Annotated in this window: 19 protein-coding genes; 2 read left to right on the top strand and 17 right to left on the bottom strand. The window is 75.0% G+C overall.

The window, feature by feature from the left end; translation table 11 throughout:
* Positions 1-408 precede the first annotated feature (408 nt).
* Positions 409-1107, bottom strand: coding sequence for a GNAT family N-acetyltransferase (locus AC07DA_RS31570; RefSeq protein ID WP_479131641.1), 699 nt, complete (start codon positions 1105-1107; stop codon positions 409-411).
* 364 nt (positions 1108-1471) lie between these two features.
* On the opposite strand from AC07DA_RS31570, the gene AC07DA_RS31565 reads away from it, so the two are divergent.
* Entirely contained in the window at positions 1472-3241 is a 1770-nt protein-coding gene (locus tag AC07DA_RS31565; RefSeq protein ID WP_479131640.1) for an AfsR/SARP family transcriptional regulator, read from the top strand.
* 122 nt (positions 3242-3363) lie between these two features.
* Here the strand turns inward: AC07DA_RS31565 and AC07DA_RS31560 are convergent, their stop codons facing one another.
* Both AC07DA_RS31560 and AC07DA_RS31555 read right to left on the bottom strand, forming a co-directional pair.
* Positions 3364-3906 carry a hypothetical protein gene (locus AC07DA_RS31560; RefSeq protein ID WP_479131638.1) on the bottom strand — a complete coding sequence of 181 codons (543 nt, stop codon included), beginning with the start codon at positions 3904-3906 and terminating at the stop codon, positions 3364-3366.
* A gap of 75 nt (positions 3907-3981) precedes the next feature.
* Entirely contained in the window at positions 3982-4950 is a 969-nt protein-coding gene (locus AC07DA_RS31555; protein ID WP_479131637.1) for a 4'-phosphopantetheinyl transferase family protein, read from the bottom strand.
* A 197-nt stretch (positions 4951-5147) separates the two neighbouring features.
* On the opposite strand from AC07DA_RS31555, the gene AC07DA_RS31550 reads away from it, so the two are divergent.
* Complete coding sequence (locus AC07DA_RS31550) at positions 5148-6146, top strand: TauD/TfdA family dioxygenase (protein WP_479131636.1); 999 nt, start codon at positions 5148-5150, stop codon at positions 6144-6146.
* Positions 6147-6231: 85 nt separating this feature from the next.
* On the opposite strand, the gene AC07DA_RS31545 is transcribed toward AC07DA_RS31550, so the two are convergent.
* The 14 genes from AC07DA_RS31545 to AC07DA_RS31480 all read right to left on the bottom strand — a co-directional run bounded on the left by AC07DA_RS31545 (position 6232) and on the right by AC07DA_RS31480 (position 22778).
* Entirely contained in the window at positions 6232-8793 is a 2562-nt protein-coding gene (locus AC07DA_RS31545; RefSeq protein WP_479131635.1) for an FtsX-like permease family protein, read from the bottom strand.
* A complete protein-coding gene (locus AC07DA_RS31540) occupies positions 8793-9572 on the bottom strand; it encodes an ABC transporter ATP-binding protein (RefSeq protein WP_479131634.1) in 780 nt (259 codons plus the stop codon). The genes AC07DA_RS31545 and AC07DA_RS31540 overlap by 1 nt, the downstream gene beginning before the upstream one ends.
* A 242-nt stretch (positions 9573-9814) precedes the next feature.
* Positions 9815-10501 (bottom strand): hypothetical protein, encoded by a 687-nt coding sequence (locus AC07DA_RS31535; RefSeq protein ID WP_479131633.1) that lies wholly within the window; start codon positions 10499-10501, stop codon positions 9815-9817.
* A gap of 138 nt (positions 10502-10639) precedes the next feature.
* Entirely contained in the window at positions 10640-11455 is an 816-nt protein-coding gene (locus AC07DA_RS31530; protein ID WP_479131631.1) for a 4'-phosphopantetheinyl transferase family protein, read from the bottom strand.
* A 31-nt stretch (positions 11456-11486) separates the two neighbouring features.
* Positions 11487-12842 (bottom strand): alkaline phosphatase family protein, encoded by a 1356-nt coding sequence (locus tag AC07DA_RS31525; RefSeq protein WP_479131652.1) that lies wholly within the window; start codon positions 12840-12842, stop codon positions 11487-11489.
* A 29-nt stretch (positions 12843-12871) separates the two neighbouring features.
* Complete coding sequence (eboE, locus tag AC07DA_RS31520; RefSeq protein ID WP_479131630.1) at positions 12872-14032, bottom strand: metabolite traffic protein EboE; 1161 nt, start codon at positions 14030-14032, stop codon at positions 12872-12874.
* A gap of 7 nt (positions 14033-14039) precedes the next feature.
* Positions 14040-14897 (bottom strand): TatD family hydrolase, encoded by an 858-nt coding sequence (locus AC07DA_RS31515; RefSeq protein WP_479131629.1) that lies wholly within the window; start codon positions 14895-14897, stop codon positions 14040-14042.
* A 29-nt stretch (positions 14898-14926) separates the two neighbouring features.
* Positions 14927-15622, bottom strand: a complete 696-nt coding sequence (locus AC07DA_RS31510; RefSeq protein ID WP_479131628.1) for an EboA domain-containing protein — start codon at positions 15620-15622, stop codon at positions 14927-14929.
* A complete protein-coding gene (locus AC07DA_RS31505; protein WP_479131626.1) occupies positions 15619-16659 on the bottom strand; it encodes a sugar phosphate isomerase/epimerase family protein in 1041 nt (346 codons plus the stop codon). The genes AC07DA_RS31510 and AC07DA_RS31505 overlap by 4 nt, the downstream gene beginning before the upstream one ends.
* Positions 16656-18086 (bottom strand): SCO3242 family prenyltransferase, encoded by a 1431-nt coding sequence (locus AC07DA_RS31500; RefSeq protein WP_479131625.1) that lies wholly within the window; start codon positions 18084-18086, stop codon positions 16656-16658. The genes AC07DA_RS31505 and AC07DA_RS31500 overlap by 4 nt, the downstream gene beginning before the upstream one ends.
* Complete coding sequence (locus tag AC07DA_RS31495; RefSeq protein WP_479131624.1) at positions 18083-19285, bottom strand: inositol-3-phosphate synthase; 1203 nt, start codon at positions 19283-19285, stop codon at positions 18083-18085. The genes AC07DA_RS31500 and AC07DA_RS31495 overlap by 4 nt, the downstream gene beginning before the upstream one ends.
* 115 nt (positions 19286-19400) lie before the next feature.
* Positions 19401-20192, bottom strand: a complete 792-nt coding sequence (locus AC07DA_RS31490) for a Tat pathway signal sequence domain protein (protein ID WP_479131622.1) — start codon at positions 20190-20192, stop codon at positions 19401-19403.
* Between the two features lie 163 nt (positions 20193-20355).
* Positions 20356-21747 carry an MFS transporter gene (locus AC07DA_RS31485; RefSeq protein WP_479131620.1) on the bottom strand — a complete coding sequence of 464 codons (1392 nt, stop codon included), beginning with the start codon at positions 21745-21747 and terminating at the stop codon, positions 20356-20358.
* 50 nt (positions 21748-21797) lie between these two features.
* Positions 21798-22778 (bottom strand): ornithine carbamoyltransferase, encoded by a 981-nt coding sequence (locus AC07DA_RS31480; protein WP_479131619.1) that lies wholly within the window; start codon positions 22776-22778, stop codon positions 21798-21800.
* Positions 22779-22780: the final 2 nt, after the last annotated feature.

The raw sequence follows: 22780 nt of genomic DNA, 5'->3' as shown, positions 1-22780 counted from the left end.
GGAGTCCTGGGGCCCGCACCGACGCCTGGGCGGCCCGGAACGCTCCCCGCGCTCACGCGCCCCTGCGGCCACCGGCAGCGAGGGACGTCATCGCCGGGCCCGAGCACCCGCCGGTGCGACGTCCCCTCCTGACCTGGTGTCCTCACCACGGTGCCGGGACGGAGTGGAACTCCGGCAGGACACCCTGCGGTTGTCGCCGCACGGCGCGCTGTCACCCGTCGCGGAGCCCGCACGGCCCCCCGCCCTCGTACGTGAGGGGGCGGCGGGTACCGACGAGGACGCGGCGGAGAACCTTCGCGCGTCCTCGTGGCGTTGGCGGCCGCTCATCACGCCGGGCGCCGCCGCGCCGGCCCGGAACGGCCTGTTCCATTCCTGCCGGCCCGGACGGCCGGACCGCCGTCCGGGGGCTCAGGGGATGCGGAAGCCCCGGAAGGTCACCCGCTTGCGGGTGGTGAAGCCGAGGCGCTCGTACAGGGCGAGCGCGCCGGTGTTGTCCTCGGCCACGTGCAGGAACGGGCGCTCGCCGCGGGCCGTGACGCGCGCGGCGACCGCGGTGATCAGACGTGCGGCGTGACCGCGCCCGCGTGCCTCGGGAGCGGTGCAGACGGCACTGATCTCGGTCCAGCCCGGAGGCCGCAGCCGCTCCCCGGTCATCGCCACCAGCTTGCCGTGCTCGCGGATGCCGAGGTACGTGCCGAGTTCAGGGGCGCGCTGCCGGAACGGTCCCGGCCGGGTCCGTGCGACGAGGTCGAGCATCTCGGCCACGTCGGGCGCGCCCAGTTCGACGACGGCGGGCCCGGCCTCTTCCGGCTCGGGCGGCAAGCCGCCGGACCACACCATTTGACGGCCCTCCATGCGGAAGACGGGTTCCCAGTCCCGTGGCGGAGTGGCCGGAGCGCTGAACAGGTCGGCGAGTTCGCCCGGACCGAGCAGCTTCGCCAGGTCGTTCCACTCCGCCGCGTCCGGATCCGCGGAGACCGCGGAGAAGGACGCGACGTCCGGCAGGTAGCTCACGGCCCGGCCGAGCCGGCGGGCGAGATGCGCGTGCCGGCCGCCGAGCGACTGACCCACCGGGTCGTCGAGGGCCGGAACGTCGCGGTCCGTCATGTGGCTGCACCTCCACTTGTCACCACGCACACCGAGCGGTGCGCCTCCGCCATCGTGTCAGGCGGGGCCGGAGCGACGGCGCGTGACCGGCAGTCGTTCGAGTCCGCCCTCACCCGGCACATGGAGGTGGGCCCGTCCATGGCCCGACCGGCGGCAGGGAGGATGTGTCCAGACTCGGTGCCGGCTCCGTGGAGCGGACTCCGCCATGGCGATAACCCTCCGATAACCGTGCGTCCTACCTTCTTCAACTGTAGGAATAGCCGCACCAGAAAGGGGGTGCCCCATGGAGTTTCGGGTCCTAGGGCCGGTGGAGGCTGTACGGGACGGCGAGCGGGTTGCCCTCTCCGGGTCCAAGATTCACACGGTGCTCGCCGCCATGCTGCTGGCGCAGGACCGGGTCGTGTCCGACGCGCGGCTCAGCTCACTGCTGTGGGGCTGGGATCCGCCGGCGACGGCGAGCGCGCAGATCTACACGTACATGTCCCGGCTGCGCAAGCAACTGGGCGGCGAGGCCGAGATCGTACGGCGGCCTCCGGGGTACGTCCTGCGCGCTCCCGGCGCCCCGGTCGACCTGGTCGAGTTCCGCCGGCTGGAACGGGACGGCCGGCGGGCGCTGGCGGAGCGGCGGTTCGAGGAGGCCTCGGAGTCGCTGCGCCGGGCGCTGCGGCTGTGGCGGGGGCCGGCGCTCGCGAACGTCACCGAGCACCTGCTCGACGCCGAACTGGCGCCGCTGGAGGAGGAGCGCATGCTCGCCCTGGAGTCGCGGATCGAGGCCGACCTGGAGCTGGGGCGGCACGAGCAGGTGACGGCGGAGCTGACCGGACTTGTCGCCTCGTTCCCCGTGCGGGAGCGGCTGCGCGCCCAGTTGATGACCGCGCTGTACCGGTGCGGCCGGCAGGCGGACGCGCTGAACGTCTACTACGAGGGGCGCGGCGTCCTCGCCGAGCAGCTCGGCATCGACCCCGGCGAGGTGCTCGGATCGACGTACCAGGCCGTGCTGGGCGGAGAGCTGGGGCTCGGGCGGGGTGCCGGGGCGCGAGCCGGGCGGAGCGGTCCGGTGCCCTCGATGCTGCCGGCCTCCGACGGGGAACTGGTCGGACGGCAGCACGAGTTACGGGAACTGCGGGGGCGGCTGGGGCACGAGGAGCCCGCACAGCGGCGCATCCTGGTGACCGGCATGGCCGGAATCGGCAAGACCGCGCTCGCGGTACGGGCCGCCGCCGAGAACGGGGAGCACTTCCCCGACGGGCTGCTCTTCGCCGAACTCTGCGGCTCCGACGGCGCCCCGCGGGCCCCGCGCGCCGTGCTCGCGCAGCTGCTGCGGGCGCTCGGCGAGGGCGACCCGAACCTGCCGGCGGGAGATCTGGACGAGCTGGTACGGCTGTACCGGACGCGGACCGCCGGCCGGCGGCTGCTGCTGGTGCTGGACAACGTCTCCGGCGACCGGCAGCTCGCCCCGCTGCTGCCGGCCGGGCCGTCCGCCGTCCTCATCACCAGCAGGCGGCGGCTGGCCCGGGTGACGGCGGGCGACACGTTCGCGCTGCCGCTGCTGGCGGAGGAGGCGGGCCTCGACCTGCTGGCCGCCCGGGCGGGACGGCAGCGGCTGCTGGAGGACCCGGACCGGGCCGAGGACCTGGTGGCGTACTGCGGCGGGCTGCCGCTGGCGCTGGCCATCGCGGGCGCGCGGCTGGCGGCCCGGCCGCACTGGACGGCGGCCCGGCTGGCCGACCGGCTCGCCGACCCCGCCTCCCGGCTGGGTGAACTCGCCTTCGGCGACCTCGACCTGAGCCGGGTCCTGGCGTCCTCGGTGGAACAGCTCGGCGCGGTCGAGCGGGCGGTGTTCGGGGCGCTCGGCGGAGCGGACGGCGAGCCGTTCCCCGCGCGGTGGGCCGGGGACCGGCTCGGGTTGCCGGAGGACACGGCGGAGAACGCCCTGGAGTCCCTCGTCGACGCCGCGCTCCTCGAACTGTCCGGACTCGACGATCAGGGACGGCCGTTGTACCACTGCCACGAGCTGGTACGGCTGCTCGCGGCGGCCGCCCCGTGGGAACCGCGGGGACCGCGGGAGCGGGAGTCCGCGCCGGTGCTCGCGCCCGCGGCCCGGCGGGGCGCACCCGTCACCGGGGCGGGGTGAGCAGGCCCGTGTCGCCGTCCCTGTTCCTGTGCCTGTACGTGGCGCTGCCCGTGTGCGTGTGCCTGTACGCGGTCTCCCGCTCCGCCTCGCCGTCGTGCGGGGTGTGCGGTGAGCCGGACGCGTCACCACGCCCCGCGGGCGCGGGCACGGGTGAAGCCGGGGCCGGTCGTCAGCAGGGCAGGCGCGATGATCTCCTGGGCGATCCGCCAGGCGTCGGAGACGACGCGCTCGCGCGGGGGCCGTGGGGACTGCGTGACGGCCAGCGCGGTGACCGACCAGACCGCGGCCACGGCTGCGGCCGCGCGGACGTGGGGGGTCGGGCGGGCGGGGCGGATACCGGTGCCCGAGACGTCCATGCGCAGTCCGAGCTCGGCGGCCTGGCGGTGCTGCGCGCGGCGGGCCGCATCGGCGTCGGGGTGGCCGAACACGGCGGTCGACAGGGGATGTTCGTAGGCGGTGCGCACCCAGGTGGAGAAGCGCAGCCGCTCCCGGTTCTCCCAGCCGCCGGGCGCGGACGGGCCGGGGTCGATCCGCTGGACGGCCTCGGTGAGGGTGTCGAAGTACGCGGCCAGTTCCGCGGTGGACAGGTGACCTGTGCGGGGCCCGCGCGGTGTGGTGTCGAGGTCCGCGGGACGGGTCGGCGGTGCGACGGATTCCGTGGTCATGATGGGTGACGTCCTCTCTCGGTGTGCGGTCGGGACTGCGGCCGGAGCCCGGGGTGCCGGGGGTGGGCCGCCGGATCACGGGCCGGTGGGCGGGTGGAGGTGGACCGGGCCGCGGGCCGCGGGGCCTGCCGCGCGGGCCAGGGCCACCGCGAGGTGGTCGGACAGGCGCAGGTCCTCCACCGCCCACTCGGTGGGGCGGCCGACGCCGTGGTGGGTGACGTGCAGCGGGCCGTCGCTGTCGGGGTGGGTCTCCAGCTGGTCCAGTTCCGTGCCGACGAGGCCCACGCCGACCGCCTTGACGACGGCCTCCTTGCGGGTCCAGACCCGGTGGAACGCGGCGTGCCTGGCCGGGCCCGGGGTCATGGCGTCCAGATGGCGCCGCTCGGCGGCGGTCAGTACGGACCCGTCGAACAGGGTTTCGTGCACCGGGCGCAGCGCCTCCGCGTCGACGCCGATGGCGAGGCCGGCGCCCACCACGAAGACGCCCCAGCCGGCCGTACGGCTCAGGCTGATCGCCAGCGGGAGCGCGGGGCGCACCAGCAGCGGCGGGCCGTGGTCGTCCGCGCCGCAGCCCGGGCAACGCCGGTGTCCCAGCCGGGCGGTGGCCGGGGCGATGTCGAGCAGCTCGCCCAGCGCGCGGCGGGCTCCGGCCCGGGTGCGCACGAACTCGGCGGCGTCCCGTTCGGCGAGCATGCCCAGGGCCCGCCGGAACTCCTCCGTGCCCAGCAGCGCGAGGTCGGCGGGGTCGACCCGCTCGGTGCAGCGCCACCACCACACGTGCGCCTCGCCGCGGGCGATGAGCCGGTCGACGGCGGTGGCGGGGTCCGCGTCGGCGCGCCCGCCGGGGTGGTCGGGGCCGGGAGCCGCGGGGATGTCGTAGCCGGGGCGCGCGTCCCCGTCAGCGGTACGGGCCTCGCCGTGGCCGGCGTCCCGGCCGGTGGCGCCGGTGGCGCAGGGGCCGGCCGTCCCGCCCGTGGTGGTGCGGGGCTGCTTCTCCGCCCTGCCAGGGGTCTCCGCCCGGCTTCGATCGCGTGGGAGTGTCATGTCCCGCGTCTCCTTTCCGCACCCGTCCGCCGGGGCGACCGGGCTTTATAGACGTGCTCGGATGCGTACGGTCACTGTTCTCGAGCCTCCTCCTCGGGGCTATTCACGGCCTATACCGACGGCCCATAGGGACGCGATAGGACGGCCTCCCAGAATTGCCCGGGACATTGCCGACGACCACCCGAGGAATCTCTCCCATGACTCAGATCCAGATGCTGGGGCCGGCCGCCTCGAACACGGTGACCGGGTATGAACTCAGCGAACGGGAAAGGGCGCACCTGGTGGCCCTGACCCGTCGGCTGACCGGCCCGGGGCATCCGCTCATCGACAGCCCCGAGTGGCTGGGCGCGGCCCTCGCCGCCTCCTCGTCACTGCCGCGCACGCTGCTGGCCACGCTGCGCGCGTTCCGTCACGACCCCGGTGCGGACGGAGTGCTGCTGCTGCGCAACCTGCCGGTGGTGGCGGGCGATCCGCTGCCGCCCACGCCGAGCGTGCCGAATTCCGTCGAGCGCGTTCCGACGACAGCCGCCTCCGTCATCACCTCGCTGATGCTGCAACTCGGCGAGGTGATCTCGTTCCGGAGCGAGAAGAACGGCGCCCTGGTGCAGAACGTGGTGCCGGTGCCGGGCCGGGAGGAATCACAGAGCAACGCCGGTTCCGTTCTCCTGGAATTGCACGTGGAGAACGCCTTCCACGACAACCGGCCCGATTTCGTGGGGCTGCTCTGCATTCGCGAGGACCCGACCGGCGACGCGAAACTGTGCACCTCCTCCGTCCGCCGCGCGCTGCCGCTGCTGTCGGAGGAGGAGCGCCGGGTGCTCGGCGAGCCGCGGTTCCTGACCGAGCCGCCGCCGTCGTTCGGCGGTCTCGACAGCGTCCGGTCGGCACACCCGGTGCTCGTGGGTGACCCGGAGGACCCCAACGTGCTGGTCGACTTCGCCGCCACCCACCCGCTGGACGACCCGGCGAAGGCGGCGCTGGCGGCACTGCGTGGGGCGTTCGTCGAGACGATGACGGCGCACCGGCTGAGGGTGGGTGACTTCGCCGTCGTGGACAACCGGGTCGCGGTGCACGGCCGTACCTCCTTCGTTCCGCGCTACGACGGCGCGGACCGCTGGCTGGAGCGGGTCTACGCGCACCTGGACAACCGCCGCAGCCGGGTGGACCGCAAGGGCGGTGGCCCGGTCCTGGACTAGGGCGGGAGGGGGAAGGCGACTCACGGCTGAAGGGCCGGCCCCGCGGGGCCGGCCCTTCAGCCGTGAGTGCCCTGGCGCGGTGCCGTCACTGGCGGGAGCCGATGACGTCCGCGGGGCGGCCGGTCAGCGACAGCCGTCCCGGCACGACCGTCGCCAGCAGGGCCAGGACACCGGCGAAGCCGAGGACGCCCAGGTACATCCACGGGTCGACGGAGGGGGCCGCGGTGCCCGTCATGCCGATGCTGAACGCGGTCAGGACGGCGAAGGCGATGCCGCTGCCGAGCACCGCGGCGATGATCACCACGACCAGAGACTCGATGCGCAGCATGCCCATGACCTGGCGGCGGGTGGTGCCGACCAGGCGCAGCAGGGCGAACTCGCGGAAGCGGTCGGAGACCGACATGGCGAGCGTGTTGACCACGGCGATGGCGGTGAACGCGATGATCAGCCCCATGGCGACGTAGTTGACCTCGGCGTTGGACTGCTGCACCTCGGCCTGGAGGTCCTCGACCTGGCCGCGGTCCAGGACGCCGACGCCCGGGAACCCGCCGACGGCCTTCTGCAGCTGCTCGCGGCCCACCGAGCCGCCGTCGGCGGTCTGGACGAGGACGGAGGAGGCGAGCGGGTTGTCGACGTGCCGCGCGACCAGGTCGTGGGCCATGGTCAGGTCGCCGAAGCCGAGTCCGCGGGCGTAGACGGCGGCCACCTTCAGGGTGACGACGGTGCCGTCGCCGAGGGTGATCTTGAGGGAGTCGCCGGGTTTCTTGCCGAGGTGGTCGGCGGCGACCTCGCTGAGCGCGACGCTGCGCGTGCCGAAGCCGGCCAGTGTGCCCTCGCTGACGTCCGGGTCCCAGTTCTGGCGCAGGCCGTCCGTGGACAGGCCCTGCGCGGGGTATTTGTCGAGGCCGACGCGGACCGTCGTACGGACCACCTCGGTGATCGCGGTGACGCCGGGGGTGCCGCGCAGGGCGTCGGCGGCCTGCTCGGGCACGCCGGGGCCGGAGGAGGCGACGACCCAGTCGGCCCGGTTGCCGTCCTTGGCCTGGGCCGAGGCGGCGTCGCCCATCGTGGTCTGCACGAACAGCACCGTGCAGGCCATGCCGATGAGCAGGGCCAGGGGGGTGATCGCGGACGCCATCCGCTTGGTGTTGGCGCGGACGTTGGCCGTGGCGAGGTGGCCGGCGACGCGCGAGGCGCGCAGCGGCACGCCCAGGACCGCGACGGCGAGCCGGGCGATGACCGGGCCGAGCAGGGCGACGGCGACCGCGAGCACCACGACGGTCAGGAAGGTCACCGGCGTGGACGCCGGCTCCGTCTTCAGCACGCTCAGGACGGCCAGCAGCACGATGCCGCCGGCCAGGGTGAGCGCTCCGGCGAGGAAGCGGCCCCAGGCGAAGCCGGTCCGCTCCATGGCGGATTCGGCGAGTGCCTCGGCGGGCCGGATCCGGGCGGTGCGGCGGGCGGAGATGCGGGCCGCGGACCAGGCGCCCAGCAGGGCGGCGCCGACGGCGGCGGCGAACGGGAAGAAGCCGAAGGTGACTTCCAGGGTGTCGGGGATGGTGCCGAAGCCGACGAACTTGTGGTGCAGCCAGTACGCGATCGGCAGTCCGGCGACGGCGCCGAGCACCCCGGCGCCCAGGCCGACGATCAGGGCCTCGCGGCCGATCAGCTGCCGTACCTGCTTGGGGGTGGCGGCGATGGCGCGCAGCAGGGCGAGTTCGCGGTAGCGCTGCTGGATGGAGAGGGCGAAGGTGCCCACGACCACGAGGATCGCGACGAGCAGCGAGGTGCCGCCGATGGCGCCGCCCATGGAGACGAGCTTGATGCGGGCCTTCGCCGCGTCGAGGAACTCGACCGGGCCGCGGTCGCCGCCGGTGACGACCTGGGCGGTGGTGCCGTCCAGTGCCTTCTTCACCCGGTCCGCCAGTTCGGCGGTGGCGATGCCCTTCGCGGGCAGCACGCCGATCGCGGTGACCTGGCCGTCGCGGCCGGAGAGCCGCTGGGCCTCGGGGGTGGAGAAGAACAGCGAGGTCTGCTGCTTCAGGTCGCCGCCGGCGGGTGCCGCGATGCCGCTGACGGTGTAGGCGCGGGGGGCGTCGGTCGACTGCACGGTGAGCTTCGAGCCCGTCTTCAGGCCGGTGCGGCCGGCGAGTTCGCGGTCCACGACGACGTCGGCGGCGGATGCGGGCGCGGCGCCGTCGACCAGCTTGAACGGGGTGAGGGCGGCCGAGGCCCAGGCGTGCCCGTAGGAGGGCTTGCCGTCGACGCCCTGGACGACGCGGCCGTCGGGGCCGACCGCGTAGGCGGGGAAGGTGATCTCGGGCACGACGGCCCGGGCGCCGGGCACCTTCTCCAGCGCGGTGACGGTGGAGCCGGGCAGCCAGACGCGCTCGGAGAGCGGCTTCGCCTTGTGCTTGACCTTGGTCTTGCCCTTCTTCTTCTTGACGGTGGTCTGGTGGACGTTCTGGTCGCCGCCGACGATCACCGGGGCGGCGGCGTACCGCTCGGTGCCGATGGTTCCGCGCAGGCCGGTCTCCAGGAGGATGCCGCACGCGGTGACCAGGGCGGCGGCGCACATCAGCGCCAGGAACGCGCCGATGAACCCGCCCTTGCGCGCCTTGAGGGTCTGGAAGGCGTAACGCAGCATCAGGCCCACGCTCCCAGGTGTGTCATCCGGTCCGCGACGCGCTCGGCGGTCGGGGCGTGCATACGGTCGACCAGGCGGCCGTCGGCGAGGAACAGGACGGTGTCGGCGTACGAGGCGGCGACGGGGTCGTGGGTGACCATGACGACGGTCTGGCCGGTGTCGTCCACGCAGGACCGCAGCAGCGAGAGGATCTCCTTCGCCGTGACGGTGTCCAGGGCGCCGGTCGGCTCGTCGCCGAAGATGACGTCGGGGCGGGTGATCAGGGCGCGGGCGATGGCCACGCGCTGCTGCTGGCCGCCGGAGAGTTCGGCGGGGCGGTGACCGGCCCGGCCGCCGAGGCCGACGCGGGTCAGGATCTCCTCCAGCCACCGCTTGTCCAAGCGCTCGCCGGCCAGCCGCAGGGGCAGCTCGACGTTCTGGCGCACGGAGAGGGACGAGATCAGGTTGAACGCCTGGAAGACGAAGCCGACGCGCCGGCGGCGCAGCTTGGTCAGCTGGGTCTCGTTCATCCCTCCGAGTTCCGTGTCACCGATCCAGGCGCGGCCGGAGGTCGGCTTGTCGAGGCCGGCAGCGCAGTGCAGGAAGGTCGACTTGCCGGAGCCGGACGGGCCCATGACCGCGGTGAACGAGCCGTGCTCGATGCCGACGGACACGCCGTCGAGGGCCCGGACGCCACGGCCGTTCCTTCCGTAGACCTTGCTGACCGCGTCCAGCCGCAGGGCGTGGCTCCGGGTGACGGTGCCGCTGCGCGGCTCGGTGTTGGTCCTCTCGGTCATCATGCGTGACCAGTCCTCTCCATCCATCGTCGCGTGGGGCGGTGAGCACCTCCGCCGACAGCGCAGGTGCATCGGATCGAACCTGGCCGTCCGATCTATATCGGCCCTATGGGAAGGACCCGTGGGGGTGGATCGAGGTATGGGTTTCGGTCGATGACGCGGAGGATCGTCCGAAAGTGGCGGGTGCGGTGGCCGGGGGGCGCCGGACCGGCGGGCGCCGTGGTGGGGTTCGGCCGCGTTCCGGTTCAGGTGCGGCGGCGGGTCCAGCGCAGGATCAGCGTCGCCGCCACCGCCGCGGCGGTCGTCAGGTAGGCGGCTGTGACCCAGGGGGCCGGGGGACGCCCCGCTGTCAGGCCGTGGGCCAGGGCGGCGGCCCAGGCGGCGTAGGAGGCGCCGTGGAGGAGGCGGAACGGGCGGATCCAGCGGCGTCGCGCGAAGACGCCGCGCCAGATGCCGGTGGCCAGGGCGAGCAGGAAGAGGTGGCAGGCGAGGGTGCCCAGGCCGACCAGGGCGTCGCCGCTGCCCCAGCCGAGCGCGGCGGCCGCGGCGTCCACCCGGCCGCCCGCCACCTTCACGCCGATGTGGGTGAGCAGCGCGCCGACGCCCACCGCGCCCAGCGCGCGGTGCAGGCGCTGGGCGTGCGAGCGGACCGCGGGCGCCAGCAGTCCGCGCAGCGCGGTGGCCAGGCCGAGCACGACGGCCGCGGAGAGGGCGACCAGGGCGACGACACCGGCCATCCGGTCCAGGACGTCGCGCAGGGCGCCCGCCGCGAGCACACCGGTCAGCAGGGCGGCACCGGCCGCGGCGAGTCCGCCGCCGACCAGGGCGACGCCCGGAGACGGGGTGTGCGGGGGGCCCTTGCGGGCCGGCGGGGGTCCGGGGGGCGGGGGCAGGACCGGGGTGCCGGTGCCGGTGCCGATGGTGTGGGTCATCGTTTCTCCCTCGCGGGGATGCCGGCCGGGACGGTTCCCGGCCTCCGCCGGGGAGGGCCGGGGGCCGGGAACCGTGGTGCCCCGGGAGCCGGGGGGCGCTCCCCGGGGCGGGCCGTACCGACGGAGTCGGTACGGGGGTCAGGCGGGCGGGTGGACGTGGACCGGGCCCAGCGGGCCGGCGGACGGGCGGGACAGGGAGGCCGACCAGGGGCCCGGCAGGCGCAGGTCCTCGACGTGCCAGGTCGTGGTGCGCTCGCGGTGCACGTGGCGCACGGTCAGCGGACCGTCCGCGGCCGGGTTCACCTCCAGGGTGTTCAGCGGCATGCCCATCAGGCCCAGGCCGACCGCCTTGACGACCGCCTCCTTGCGGGTCCAGGCCCGGTGGAAGGTCCGGGTGCGCTCGGGGCCCTCGTCGAGGGACAGCAGCTGCTCGCGTTCGTTCGGTGTGAGGACCAGTTCCGCCAGTGCCGCGGACTCCACCGTGCGGTACGCCTCCACGTCGACGCCCACCCAGTCGCCCGCCCGGACCGCCAGCACACCGCAGCCGGTGGTGCGGGACAGACTGACCGCGAGCGGGACGGGCGGCCGCACGACGGCGGGCGGACCGTGCTCGGCGTCGCCGCAGCCGGGGCAGACGCGCCGGCCGAAGCGGACGGACTGCGGGGCCACGCCCAGCAGTTCCGCCACCGCCCGGCGCGCGCCCGCCCGGGTGGTCGTGAAGGCCGCCGCGTCCCGCGCCGCGTGGAAGCGGCGGGCACGGGCCCGTTCCGCCTCGTCCAGCAGCGCGAAGTCGACCGGGTCCACGGCCTCGTTCAGCGGCCACCACCACACGTGTGCCGCGCCGTTCTCCTCCAGCCGGGCCACCACCGCGCGTGCCGTCTCCGGCACGTGCACGTCGCTGATGTCCGCCGCGTGATCGATGTGCGCGGCGGCCGGGGCCGATAGCGATGACATCTTTCCTCCTCTCGTGTCGTCACGGCCGGTCTCAGGCCAGTCCGTTGAGGCGCAGGAGGAGTTCCTTCACCTCGGTGGCGTGGTAGCGGTCCCGTTCCTGGGCCGGGTCGGAGCACAGCAGCAGCGGCCCGTCCCGGTCGTCGGAGGGCAGCCGTCCATGGCTGCCCCTGACCAGACCGGGGTCGAGCGGCACCACGGTCAGCGGTGCGCGCATCCCGGCCTTCTTCCGCAGCAGGGTCAGTGCCGCCTTCGCCTTCACCGCCGGGATCGACGGGTCGAAGAAGAGCTCGGCGGGGTCGTAGCCCGGCTTGCGGTGGATGTCGACGCCGCGCGCGAAGTCGGGTGCGCGGGCGTCGTCGAGCCAGTAGTAGTAGGTGAACCAGGCGTCCGGTTCGGAGACCGCGACCAGTTCGCCGGAGTTGGGGTGGTCGATGCCGTACGCGGCCTGCTGGGTGCGGTCCCAGATCTCGTCGACGCCGTCCAGTGCCTTCAGCACGTCCCGCACGCGCGGGACGTCGGCGGGGTCGGGCACGTAGACGTGCGCGGCCTGGTGGTCGGCGACGGCGAAGGCCCGCGAGGTGTGCGGGTCGAGGTACTCCATGCCGCGCTGGGCGTACACCGAGAGCAGTCCCTCGCGGCGCAGGGCGCGGTTGATGTCGACGGGCCGGCTCACCGGGCTGATGCCGTACTCGCTCAGCGCGACCACGGTCGTGCCGCGCTCGCGCAGGTCGGCGAGGAGCGGGGCGAGGGCCGCGTCGGTCTCCCGGGCGGCGCGGACGGCCTGCGGACTGTCGGGGCCGTACCGCTGGAGGTCGTAGTCGAGGTGCGGGACGTAGACGAAGGTCAGGTCGGGGCGGCGGCGGTCGACGACGTAGCGGGCGGCGCCCGCGACCCAGCGGGTGGAGGCGATCGACGCGGTCGGGCCCCAGTACTGGAAGAGCGGGAAGTCGCCCTGGGCGACAGTGAGTTCGTCGCGCAGGGAGGCCGGGACGGTGTAGCAGTCCGGGGACTTGCGGCCGTCGTGGTGGTAGACGGGGCGTGGGGTGAGGACGGTGTCGACGTCGGCGCCCATCGCCCACCACCAGCACAGGTAGGCGGTGGAGTGCTCCGGGTCGCGGCGGCGGGCCGCCTGCCAGACCTTCTCGCCGTGCACCAGCCCGTTGTGCTGGCGCCACATCATGACCTCGCCCTGGTCACGGTGGTACCAGCCGTTGGCCACCGCCCCGTGCTCGCGCGGCAGCACCCCGGTGGTCAGGGTGGCCTGCACGGTCGCGGTGACGGCCGGGAAGACGGTGTCGAGGCGGGCGGTGAAGCCCTGTTCGCCGACCGCGCGCACCTGGGGCATCTCGTCGAGCAGCCGCCGGGTCAGGCCGACCGTGCACAGCACGGCGACCCGCCGGTCCGTCCGGTGACCGGTCACGACGTCACCCGCGCCAGACCGAGGTCCGTCAACTCGTCGCGCATCCAGGTCATCTCGGCGGCCAGTCCGGTCACGAGGGCGTCGTCGTGGTGGCCGGGCAGCACGGACCAGGTGTAGGTCTCCACCTCGACGTGGTCGGTGACCGCCCGCTCCCCCGCGAACAGCGTCCGCAGGGTGGCGCGCAGCACCTCGCGGGTGCCGGCCAGCGGCGGCGGCGGCTCCTGGTGCAGGGGCACGTGGTAGTGGACCCGCCAGGGCGACCGGCCCGGCAGCGCTCCGGCCAGGGCGCCCCCGAGGTCGTCGCAGGCCAGCAGTGCCCCGCCCGGGCCCGCCTCCCTGGTCTGGTGCAGGAACCGCCGCTCCGCGAAGGGTGCGAGCACCTCGCGCACGGAGCTCCCCGCGGGGTCGGGGACCTCCAGCGCGGTGGACGCCTGGAGCTTGACCACCGGGATGCCCGCCTCGCGCAGCCGGGCCAGCGCGGCGGCCGGTTCCTCGTGGGCGACGGCGAGGTGGCAGGCGTCGAGGCAGACGCCGATCCACTGCGGGTCGGTGCCGGCCAGCACTTCGACGGCCTGCTCGGTGGTCTCCGCCACGCAGCCGGGCTCCGGTTCTATGCCGACCCGTACGGTCTTGCCGGTGTCGGCGGCGATCTGCTTCAGCCCTTCCGCGAGCGCGTCCAGTTGCCGGGCCGCGGTGGTGCGCTGCGCCGTGGTCCACACGGTGCGCCAGGCCAGCGGCAGGGTGGAGATCGAGCCGTGTGCCGTGCCGTCGGGCAGCAGTCCGGCGAGCACCCGGGCCAGGTTGAGCGTGTACTCCAGGCGGGCCGGTTCCGACCAGTCCGGGTAGTACACGGCCCGTTTGACGACGGGAGCGTGGAAGCCGCGGTAAGGGAAGCCGTTGAGGGTGACCGTCTCCAGGCCGCGGGTGCTCAGCTCGCGGCGCAGCCGGGCCACGCGGGCCGGGTCGGCGGCGAGCGCGCCGGCCGTCTCGGCGGGCAGCCACAGGCCGATCCCGATCAGCCGGGCACCGGCGGCGACGCGCACCGGCTCGGCGTAGGCGGCGAGCTGGCCGACGATGCCGTCGAGGGTCTCGGCGGGGTGCACGTTGGTGCAGTACGCCAGGTGGACGGTGCTGCCGTCAGGGTGTCGGAAGCGCATGGGGGCCTCAGCTCCCGCCGCGGGCGATGGAGTTGCCCGCGAACAGGCCGGCGGCCTGGGTCTCGTTGTACCCGTCGAGGTCCAGCCGGCCCGACTGCCCGTAGAAGCTGACGGGGTTGCGCCACAGGACCCGGTCCACGTCGTCCTCGTCGAAGCCGGCGGCGAGCATCGCCTCGGCGGTGGCGCGGGTCAGCAACGGGTCGCTGTGGCCCCAGTCGGCCGCCGAGTTGACGAGCACGCGCTCGGTGCCGAAGCGCTTCAGGACGGCGACCATGCGCTCGGCGGTCATCTTGGTGTCGGGGTAGATGGAGAAGCCCATCCAGCAGCCGCTGCCGGCGACCTCGCCGACGGTGACCTCGTTGAGGTGGTCCAGGACGACCAGGGCCGGGTCGATGCCGGAGGCGCGCACCGCGTCCAGGGAGCGCCGGGTACCGCCGGCCTTGTCGCGGTGCGGGGTGTGCACCAGGGCGGGCAGGCCGTGCTCGGCGGCGAGTTCCAGCTGCCGGGCGAAGGCGAGTTCCTCGGCGTCGGTGCCGGTGTCGTAGCCGATCTCGCCGACCGCGACGACACCGTCCTTGGCGAGGTAGCGCGGCAGCAGGTCGAGGACCGGCAGGCAGCGCGGGTCGTTGGCCTCCTTGGGGTTCAGGCCGATCGTGCAGTAGTGGCGGATGCCGAACTGGGCGGCCCGGTAGGGCTCCCAGCCCAGCAGCGAGTCGAAGTAGTCGGTGAAGCTGGCCGGGTGGGTGCGGGGCTGGCCGAGCCAGAACGCGGGCTCCACCAGGGCCCGGACGCCCGCGGCGTGCATCGCCTTGTAGTCGTCCGTCGTACGGGACGTCATGTGGATGTGGGGATCGAAGATGCGCATGGCCGTGGCTTCCGCTCGGGGTGGGTGGGTCAGGCGTCGTACGGGGCCCGGTCCGCGGTGGCGGACGCGGCGTCCTGGGTGGCGACGAGCCACAGGTCGGCCGGTACGGTCCGGCCGGCGGCCCGCCGCTCGGCGGCGAACCCCTGGGCCATGCGGGCGAGTTCGGCGTCGCGGCGTTCGTGCAGGCCTGCGACGCGGTGCAGCGGGATCCCGGTGAACAGGCACTTCAGCACCGCCTGGCGCCAGCGGTACTGGTCCAGGTGGACGCGCGCGTACGGGCCGAGCGCGGCCGAGATCAGCCGGGTGTCGTTGGTGCGCAGTGCGTCGTCGGTGAGGGGCAGGCCGGCGGCGCCGATGCGCAGGAACGGCAGGGCGCGCAGGACGCCCCGGCGCTCGGCGGCGTCGCCGTCCCGGTAGCGGGCGGCGGCCTCCGCGGCCAGGTCGCCGCCCTGTGCCGGCAGCCGCAGCAGCAGGACGGTACGGATGCCGTCCTCCACGCTCCAGCCGGCCCAGCCGGGCAGCGGGCCGCGTCCGTAGTGCCGGCCGGCCGCGGGGAAGCGGGCGTCCAGGGCGGCGGCGCCCTGTTCGGCGACGGCGGCGGCGTCCCGGGCGAAACGGTTCCGCTGGTCCGTGGAGAGGACGGAGAGCAGGGACTCCCTCAGCGTGCGCACGGTCAGGGCGTCGTGGACGGCCCCGGGCGCCTGCGTCAGTGTGGGCGCGGTCATGTCGGTGTGACCTCCTTCGAGAGGTATGCGGGCGCACGCGGGGTGCGGGGCGCGGGCAGGGCGGTTCGGGCCGCCGCGGCGCGCAGGAACTCGATGCTGTGGCGGGCCGTCGCGGTCGCGGCGTGGCTGTGCCGGGGCAGCTCCACGGAGACCAGGCCGCGGTACCGGGCCGCGCGCAGCGCGTCCAGGACCGGCGGGAAGTCGATCTCCCCCGCCCCGAACGGCAGGTGCTCGTGCACGCCCCGCCGCATGTCCTCGATCTGCACGTGGGCCAGCGTGTCGGCGGCCAGCTCGACGCACCGCGGCTCCGGGTACGGCTCCAGGCACCGGCAGTGCCCGATGTCCAGGGTGAGCCCCAGCCGGTCCGGCGCGCCGAGCGACCGCCACAGCCTGCGGTACCCGGCCAGGTCGGCGACGAGCATGCCCGGCTCCGGCTCGAACGCCAGCCGGACCCCGGCCCGTTCGGCGTGGGCGAGGGCCGTCGCACAGCCCTCCTCCAGCCGCCTCCACGCCTCGTCCCGGGTGGTGCCGGGGTCGGGCGTGCCGCTCCAGAAGTGCACGGCCTCGGCGCCCAGTTCGGCTCCGATGACGATCGCCCGCCGCAGCAGCTCCTGCCGGGCGGCCCGCCCCTCGGGCTCGGCGCTCAGCAGTGTCGGCCGGTGCTTGCGCACCGGGTCGAGCAGATAGCGCGCCCCGGTCTCCACGACCACGGCCAGCCCGGCCCGCCGGATCGCCCGCCCGGCGTCCCGGACACGGGCCGCCAGATCAGGGGCGTACGGGTCGAGGTGCTGGTGGTCGAGCGTGAGCGAGACCCCGTCGTACCCGAGGTCGGCGAGGACCGCGAGGGCGTCGGTGAGCCGGTGATCGGCGAAGCCGTTGGTGCCGTAGGCGAAGCGGAGGCGGCCCGACGGCGCCGGGCGCGGGTGCGCTCGGGGGGCGACGCCGGCCGCCGTGCCCGGGCGGGCTCCGGTCGCCGCCGCACCGTCGCCGGTGTCGGCCGGGTGGGTCCCGGGCCCGTGGCCGTGGTGGGCTGTCATGTCGAGGACACCTTCCTGGCGAGGCGGGCTGCCTGCGGGAGGGCCGCGGCGAGCAGGGCGGCGAGCTTCGAAGCGCCGGTGCGGGAGACGAGGGCGGCTTGGAGGGGCAGGAGGGCGTGGATGCCGGCGCCGACCGCGGCCCGGGTCCGCGCGGGGTCCGGGTCGCGCAGGGCGGCCCACTGGGCGCGGGCGCAGGTGACGGCGTAGACGGTGGCGGTCAGGGCGGTCACGGCGGTCACCGTGGTGGAGCGGCCGGCCGGCCGTGGCGCGCCGGTGCCGGGGCCGGACCACGCGGCGGAACCGGGGCCGGACCGGGCAGCGGTGCCGGTGAGGGGACGCGCCACGGGGCCGGCGAGGTGACGCCCAACGGAGTGGGCGAGGTGGTGCCGAACGGGACCGGCGAGGTGGTGCCCAACGGCGTCGGCTAGGGGGCGCCCGACGGAACCGGCGAGGTGACGCCCAACGGAGCCGGTGAGGTGGCGCGTCACGGCGGACGGGGTGGCCGGCGGGCCGCTCGACGTCCGCCGCGTCGCGGCGGACGCGGGGTCCGGGCGCCGGCGCTCGGGGGCTCCCCGGGTGCCGGCCGTCGCCGCCAGGGTCACCGCCGCCGTCGCGGCCATGGACAGCAGGGGCTCGCGGCCCGCCGTGCCGTGCACCTCGTGGCGGCTGAGCCGGGTCAGTGCCCAGGTGTGGGCGCCGACCGTGGCCGCGGCGCGCAGCGCGGGACCGGCCGGCGAGGGGCCGGTGCCGTGCAGCACGTCGAGGGCACGGGCCGCCGCCATCGCGACGGGTCCCAGCGGGGTGTGCTTCAGGCCGAGGTCGTACGCCCACACGGTCGCCGCGAGCGGCAGGGTCCGGCGCAGCAGGACGCGGCGGCCGCCGGCGAGCGCGCCCAGGGCGAGGCCCGCGGCGGTGAGCCCGCCGGCGATGCCCAGCGCGGCCCCGGCGCTGATCCGCCCGGACGGCACCGGGCGTTCGGGGCGTTCGCGGGCGTCCTCCTCGCGGTCGGCCCAGTCGTTGAGGGCCATGCCGGCCCAGTACAGGCTGACGGAGGAGGCGGCCAGGAGCAGGGTCCGCCCGCCCGCCGGGCGGCCGGCGCCGAGCGCACCGGCCAGGACGTCGCCGGGGACGGTGAGCGCGGCGGGCGCCCGTACCAGCTCGGCGACCGCGGTGGCGTACTGCCGGACCGCGACGGAGCGGGGCCGGTAGCCGGTGTCGTACCGGGGACCGCGGGGAGGAGCGGCAGGGGTCTCCCGCGCCGTCCGGAACGCCGTCGACGCCCCCCGGGCCGCGGCGCGGCACGCCGTGAGCGTGTCACGGGCGCCGCGGGTCATCTCCCGCAGGGTGCGGCGGCGCGGACGCGGCTGCCGGGGTGCCGGGGAGCCGGAAGCGCCCGCCACCCGGGGCGGCGCGGTCGCGGTGGTCATCGCGCCACCTCGGACCGGCGCGCGGGCTCGGCGGAGGTGGCCGCCCACTCGGTCAGGGCCGCGTACTGCAGGGTCAGGTTGTGCTCCGCGGAGGCCGCCGGGTCCTTGAAGAAGAAGCCGAGCGCGGGCAGCGCCCCGCTCTCCCCCCGGCGGCGGGCCAGCGCGGCGAGCCGGGCCAGGTCCACCACGAGCGGCGCCGCCAGCGCCGAGTCGCAGCCCTGCCAGGTGAACTGGAGGGTCATGCGCACGCCGAGGAAGCCCTCGAAGGTGATGTGGTCCCAGGCGGTCTTCCACTCCCCCAGCTCCGGCACGTTGTCGATGTGCACGACGCCTTCGACGGCGTGCCCGACGGTCTCCTCCAGGGCGCGCTGCTTGGACTCGGTCTTGCTGCGCGCGGCGGCCGGGTCGGCGAGGGTGGCGCCGTCGCCGCCGCCGAGCAGGTTGGTGCCGGACCAGGAGCGCAGCCGGAGCGCGCGCTGCGTGAACATCGGCGCGAGGGCGCTCTTGACCAGCGTCTCGCCGGTCTTGCCGTCGCGGCCCGCGTGCGGGACCCCGCGCAGCCGGGCGAGTTCCTCCAGCGCGGGCAGCGCGGCACCGGCGGACGGGGTGAAGTTGACGTAGGCGCAGCCGGCGTGGAAGGCGGCGTAGGCGTACAGCGCGCTCGGCGGCAGCAGGTCCGTGCTGGCGGCGAGGGCCTTGTCGAGGTCGGCGAGGCCGAGGAAGGCGGGGTCGGGCTCGGGCAGCGGTTCGGTGGAGGAGACGTTGACGACGACGACCTGCTCCAGGCCGTGCCGTGTGCGGAAGTCGTCGATGTCGGCCGCGAGGCGGCGCGCGGTGGTGTACTGGGGCTCGCCCGGCAGCGGCGAGCCGTCGCGTATCGCGGTGTCGGCGGTCTCCAGGGCGGGGCGCACCGCGGCGACGACGGGGGCGGGCAGGACGCCCGCGTGGGCCAGTTCGCCCGCCCGCACCGTCAGCGGCACGTCGACCACGTCGTGGCCGCCGAAGACGAGGTCGGTGAGGTCCGGCAGGCCGGCGCCGGCGAAGTCGGCAGACTCGGTGACGCATCCGGTGGCGGAGGCGAGGCCCGCTGCGATGGCGGCCACGCCCGCGACGGCGGTGGTCGCGACCGAGCCTCGGGCGCCGACCAGCCAGACGCCGATGCGGGGAGGGGATCCGAGGGAGCGGGCGGTGTCCTGCATGGTGAACGTGCCTCCTGCGCTGGGACGGGGCTGAGCCGGGTCGGGACGGGGGCCGGTGGGGGCGCCGCGGGGGCGCCCCCTGCCCGGTTGGGTCGGTGTCTGCCGCTGCGTGCCGCTACTTGCCGAGGTCGGCCGGGAAGGGCCAGACGTCGAAGGCCCGGTCGAGCTCGGCGCGGTCGCGGCACATCCACTTGGCGGTGACGCGGCGGACGGTGCGCTTGGGCAGGTGCGGGTTGTCGTCGCGGTCCGTGATCGGCTGGGCCAGCGACTGCAGCTCCCAGGCGACGCCGACGAGCCGGTTGATGTGGGTCCAGTAGTGCGGCTTGATGCCGAGGAGCGCGAAGCCGGCCAGGAACGGGTGCCAGCGGTGGTAGGCGTGGGTGGGCGACGGCGGCGTGTAGTTCATCATGTGGACCTTCTGGCCGTCCGGACGGCGCGGGTCGAACAGGGTGCCCTGGCCGTACTCCTGGAAGGCGAAGAGCAGTCCGCGCGGGTCACGGCCGTAGAACTGGTCGTAGACCTTGATCTGTTCGCGTGAGATGACCTCGAAGGCGGCCTTGTTCGGCTTGATCAGCTCCAGGAAGCTGCGCGGGTAGCGGCCGCTCTTGCGGGTCTCGACCCAGGCGTCGTAGGTCTTGGTGAAGCCGCCGAACGGTTCGATGATGGCGTAGACCGCGTCCGACATCTCCTGGGACGGGGTGTAGTACGACATCTCGTCGTACTGGTACCAGAACTCGTTCGCCCAGCGGTCGCCGACCATGCCCGGGACCTTCGGCAGGGAGGGGTGGCGGCGGCCGCCGTGGGCCTCGGCGGGCGTGGCGCCGATGAGAGACGCCGTGGCGGCCGCTCCGGCGACGCCGAAGGCGGCCCGCAGCGCGGTCCTGCGGTCCAGGGTGTTGAGCGTCATGCGCGTTCTCCTTACACGGGGCGGAAAGGGCGGATGCACGAGGTGGGCCGGGCGGGATGCGGGCCGGTGGCCCGAAGGCTTCACGTGCTACGACTCTCGCGCACGGCCCTATGGGCGACCTATACCGGAAACGAGCAGGTCAGGGCCGGTTTTCGGGCAGGTCTCAGGGACGCTTGCGGGCGGTGTTCCCAGGGTCGCCGGCGGGGGTGTCGCCCGGCTCGGGGAACGGCGCCTGGCGCAGGCCGGGCGAGGCCAGCGCCACCAGTGCCGTGAGCGCCATGACGGCACTGAGGGCGAGGGCGGTGCGCAGGGCGCCCGTGGACTCCAGGAGGAGGCCGGCGGCCACCGGCCCGGCCGCCATGGCGCCCGAACCCACCAGGTTGGCCAGCGAGTTGGCGCGACCGCGCAGCTGGTCGGGTGCGGCCCGGACCAGGAGGACCCCGCCGGCGACGTTGAAGACTCCGCCGACGTAGCCGCTCGCGGCGAACAGGGCGCCGAGCAGGACGGGGGTGTTCAGGGCGGCGGCCACCGGGATCATGAAGGCGGTCCAGGCGAGCAGTCCGCCCAGGACCAGGGTGCGCAGCGGGAACCGGGTGCTCCACCAGCCGCCGGTGATCGCGCCGACGAGCCCGCCCGCGCCGCTGAGGGAGAGCACCAGGCCGACTTCGAAGGGGGTGCCGTGGCGTTCCTGGATGCCCGCCATCACGGCCAGGTTGAGGCCCTGGAACAGGACGTTGGTGACCGCGACGGCGGTCATCACGGCTCGCAGGAAGGGCTGCCGCCACATCCACACCAGACCCTCGCGGATCTCGGTGCCGAGCCGCGCCGGTGGTCCGGTGCGTGGGTGCTGGAGCTTGCCGCGTACTCCGAACAGGCAAAGGACAGCGGCCAGTTGGCTGACGGCGGCGGCGGCGTAAGGCAGTGCGGCGCCGAGCGCGACGAGTCCGCCGCCGAGCGGCTGTCCGGCGATGGCGGCGCCGCGGGTGCGGGCTTCGTTGCCGGTGAGCGCGGCGGGCAGCTGCTCGCGCGGGACGACGGCCGGTACGGCCGCCCGTTCGGCGAGCTGGTGGAGCACGCCGAGGGCGCCCTCGGCGAACGCGGCGACCAGCAGCGCCCACAGCCAGGTGCGTCCGCTGAGCAGCAGCGCGGTCACCGCCACGGCGATCAGTGCCTGGCCGAGCCCGGCGCCGATCATGATGCGCCGCCGGTCGTAGCGGTCGACGAGCACCCCGCCCGGCAGTTGCATCAGCAGCATGGGCAGCAGCAGCGCGGTGCCGACCAGTCCGGCGTCGCCCGGCGATCCGGTGGCCCACAGCACGGTGAGCGGATAGGCCACCGCGGTCGCCCGCCCGGCCAGCAGCGACAGCCCGGCGCCGCCCCACAGCAGGGTGAAGTCCCGGTTGCGGCGCAACGGCGGGTGGGGCGCGGGCCCGGCGGGTGCCGGCTCCGGTGCGGTGCCGGGTGCCGGCTCCGGTGCGGTGCCAGGTGCCGGCTCGGACGCCTCGGTGACCGTACCCACCCCGCTCTCGCTCCCGGCGCGCGTCTGCTCCGTCATCAGCCACGGTACTTCCGCGGGGTCCGTGGCCGGACGGCCCGTGGGGCCGCTCATCGGACGGAGGCGATCTGGGGCACCCGGGCCGTCAGCGGGGCGCACGCGTGCTCCAGGACCGCCATGGCGCTGTGCATCTTGTTGGTGGCCTGCGCGAAGGCGATGCTCGCCGGGCCGTCCAGGACGTCCGCCGTGACCTCCTCGCCGCGGTGGGCGGGCAGGTCGTGCAGGAAGACCGCGCGGGGCGAGTCGTCCCACAGCCACGCGCCGACCTGGAACGGCGCGAAGATCTCCCGCCAGTTCGCGTCCGGCTTGCTGGTGCCGGTGGTCTGCCAGCGGGTGGTGTAGATGACGTCGTACGCCCCGTCGAGGGCGGCCATGTCGTGCCGCTCGGTGATCCGGGCGCCGCTGCGGGCGGCGTGGGCCGCGGCCCGCGCGGCGACGGACGGGGTGAGCCCGTACCCGGGCGGGGTGCGCAGGTCGAGGTGGACGCCGGGGTAGCGGCCGAGGGCCAGGGCGAGCGCCGCGGCGGTGTTGTTGCCCTCGCCGGCGTAGAGGACGCGCAGGCCCTCGATGCGGCCGAAGTGCCGCAGCAGGGTGGTCAGGTCGGTCAGCGCCTGGGTGGGGTGCTCCTCGGCGGTCATGGCGTTGACGACGGCCATCCGGTGCTGGCCGGCCCAGCCGCGCAGTTCCGCCTCCGGGCCGGCGGTGCGGGCCACCAGCACGTCGAGCATGCCGGACAGCACCCGGCCGGTGTCCTCGGTGGTCTCACCGGTGTTGAGCTGGAGGTCGCCGGGCCCGTAGGAGATCAGGGAGGCGCCCAGGCGCAGCGCGCCGGAGGAGAAGGCGGTCCGGGTGCGGGTGGAGGTCTTGGCGAAGTAGACGCCGGTGACCAGGCCGTCCAGCGGGCGGGCCGGGCCGGCGAGGCCGGCGGAGAAGGCGGCGCCGCGTGCGACGACGCGGTGCAGTTCGTGGTCGGTGAGGTCGTCGACGGAGATGAGGTGGCGCGCGTGGCGCGCGTGGCGGGGGACTTCCATGG

Source organism: Streptomyces sp. NPDC044921, from assembly GCF_056432865.1.
The sequence above is the reverse complement of the archived record's forward strand: the minus strand, read 5'-3'. Positions and strand labels throughout refer to the sequence as shown.

Bases quoted from the DNA above. Each gene is read 5' to 3' on its own strand.
- AC07DA_RS31570 (WP_479131641.1), bottom strand. From the start codon at position 1,107: ATGACGGACCGCGACGTTCCGGCCCTCGACGACCCGGTGGGTCAGTCG.
- AC07DA_RS31560 (WP_479131638.1), bottom strand. From the start codon at position 3,906: ATGACCACGGAATCCGTCGCACCGCCGACCCGTCCCGCGGACCTCGAC.
- AC07DA_RS31555 (WP_479131637.1), bottom strand. From the start codon at position 4,950: ATGACACTCCCACGCGATCGAAGCCGGGCGGAGACCCCTGGCAGGGCG.
- AC07DA_RS31550 (WP_479131636.1), top strand. From the start codon at position 5,148: ATGACTCAGATCCAGATGCTGGGGCCGGCCGCCTCGAACACGGTGACC.
- AC07DA_RS31545 (WP_479131635.1), bottom strand. From the start codon at position 8,793: ATGCTGCGTTACGCCTTCCAGACCCTCAAGGCGCGCAAGGGCGGGTTC.
- AC07DA_RS31540 (WP_479131634.1), bottom strand. From the start codon at position 9,572: ATGATGACCGAGAGGACCAACACCGAGCCGCGCAGCGGCACCGTCACC.
- AC07DA_RS31535 (WP_479131633.1), bottom strand. From the start codon at position 10,501: ATGACCCACACCATCGGCACCGGCACCGGCACCCCGGTCCTGCCCCCG.
- AC07DA_RS31530 (WP_479131631.1), bottom strand. From the start codon at position 11,455: ATGTCATCGCTATCGGCCCCGGCCGCCGCGCACATCGATCACGCGGCG.
- eboE (WP_479131630.1), bottom strand. From the start codon at position 14,032: ATGCGCTTCCGACACCCTGACGGCAGCACCGTCCACCTGGCGTACTGC.
- AC07DA_RS31515 (WP_479131629.1), bottom strand. From the start codon at position 14,897: ATGCGCATCTTCGATCCCCACATCCACATGACGTCCCGTACGACGGAC.
- AC07DA_RS31510 (WP_479131628.1), bottom strand. From the start codon at position 15,622: ATGACCGCGCCCACACTGACGCAGGCGCCCGGGGCCGTCCACGACGCC.
- AC07DA_RS31505 (WP_479131626.1), bottom strand. From the start codon at position 16,659: ATGACAGCCCACCACGGCCACGGGCCCGGGACCCACCCGGCCGACACC.
- AC07DA_RS31500 (WP_479131625.1), bottom strand. From the start codon at position 18,086: ATGACCACCGCGACCGCGCCGCCCCGGGTGGCGGGCGCTTCCGGCTCC.
- AC07DA_RS31495 (WP_479131624.1), bottom strand. From the start codon at position 19,285: ATGCAGGACACCGCCCGCTCCCTCGGATCCCCTCCCCGCATCGGCGTC.
- AC07DA_RS31490 (WP_479131622.1), bottom strand. From the start codon at position 20,192: ATGACGCTCAACACCCTGGACCGCAGGACCGCGCTGCGGGCCGCCTTC.
- AC07DA_RS31485 (WP_479131620.1), bottom strand. From the start codon at position 21,747: ATGACGGAGCAGACGCGCGCCGGGAGCGAGAGCGGGGTGGGTACGGTC.
- AC07DA_RS31480 (WP_479131619.1), bottom strand. From the start codon at position 22,778: ATGGAAGTCCCCCGCCACGCGCGCCACGCGCGCCACCTCATCTCCGTC.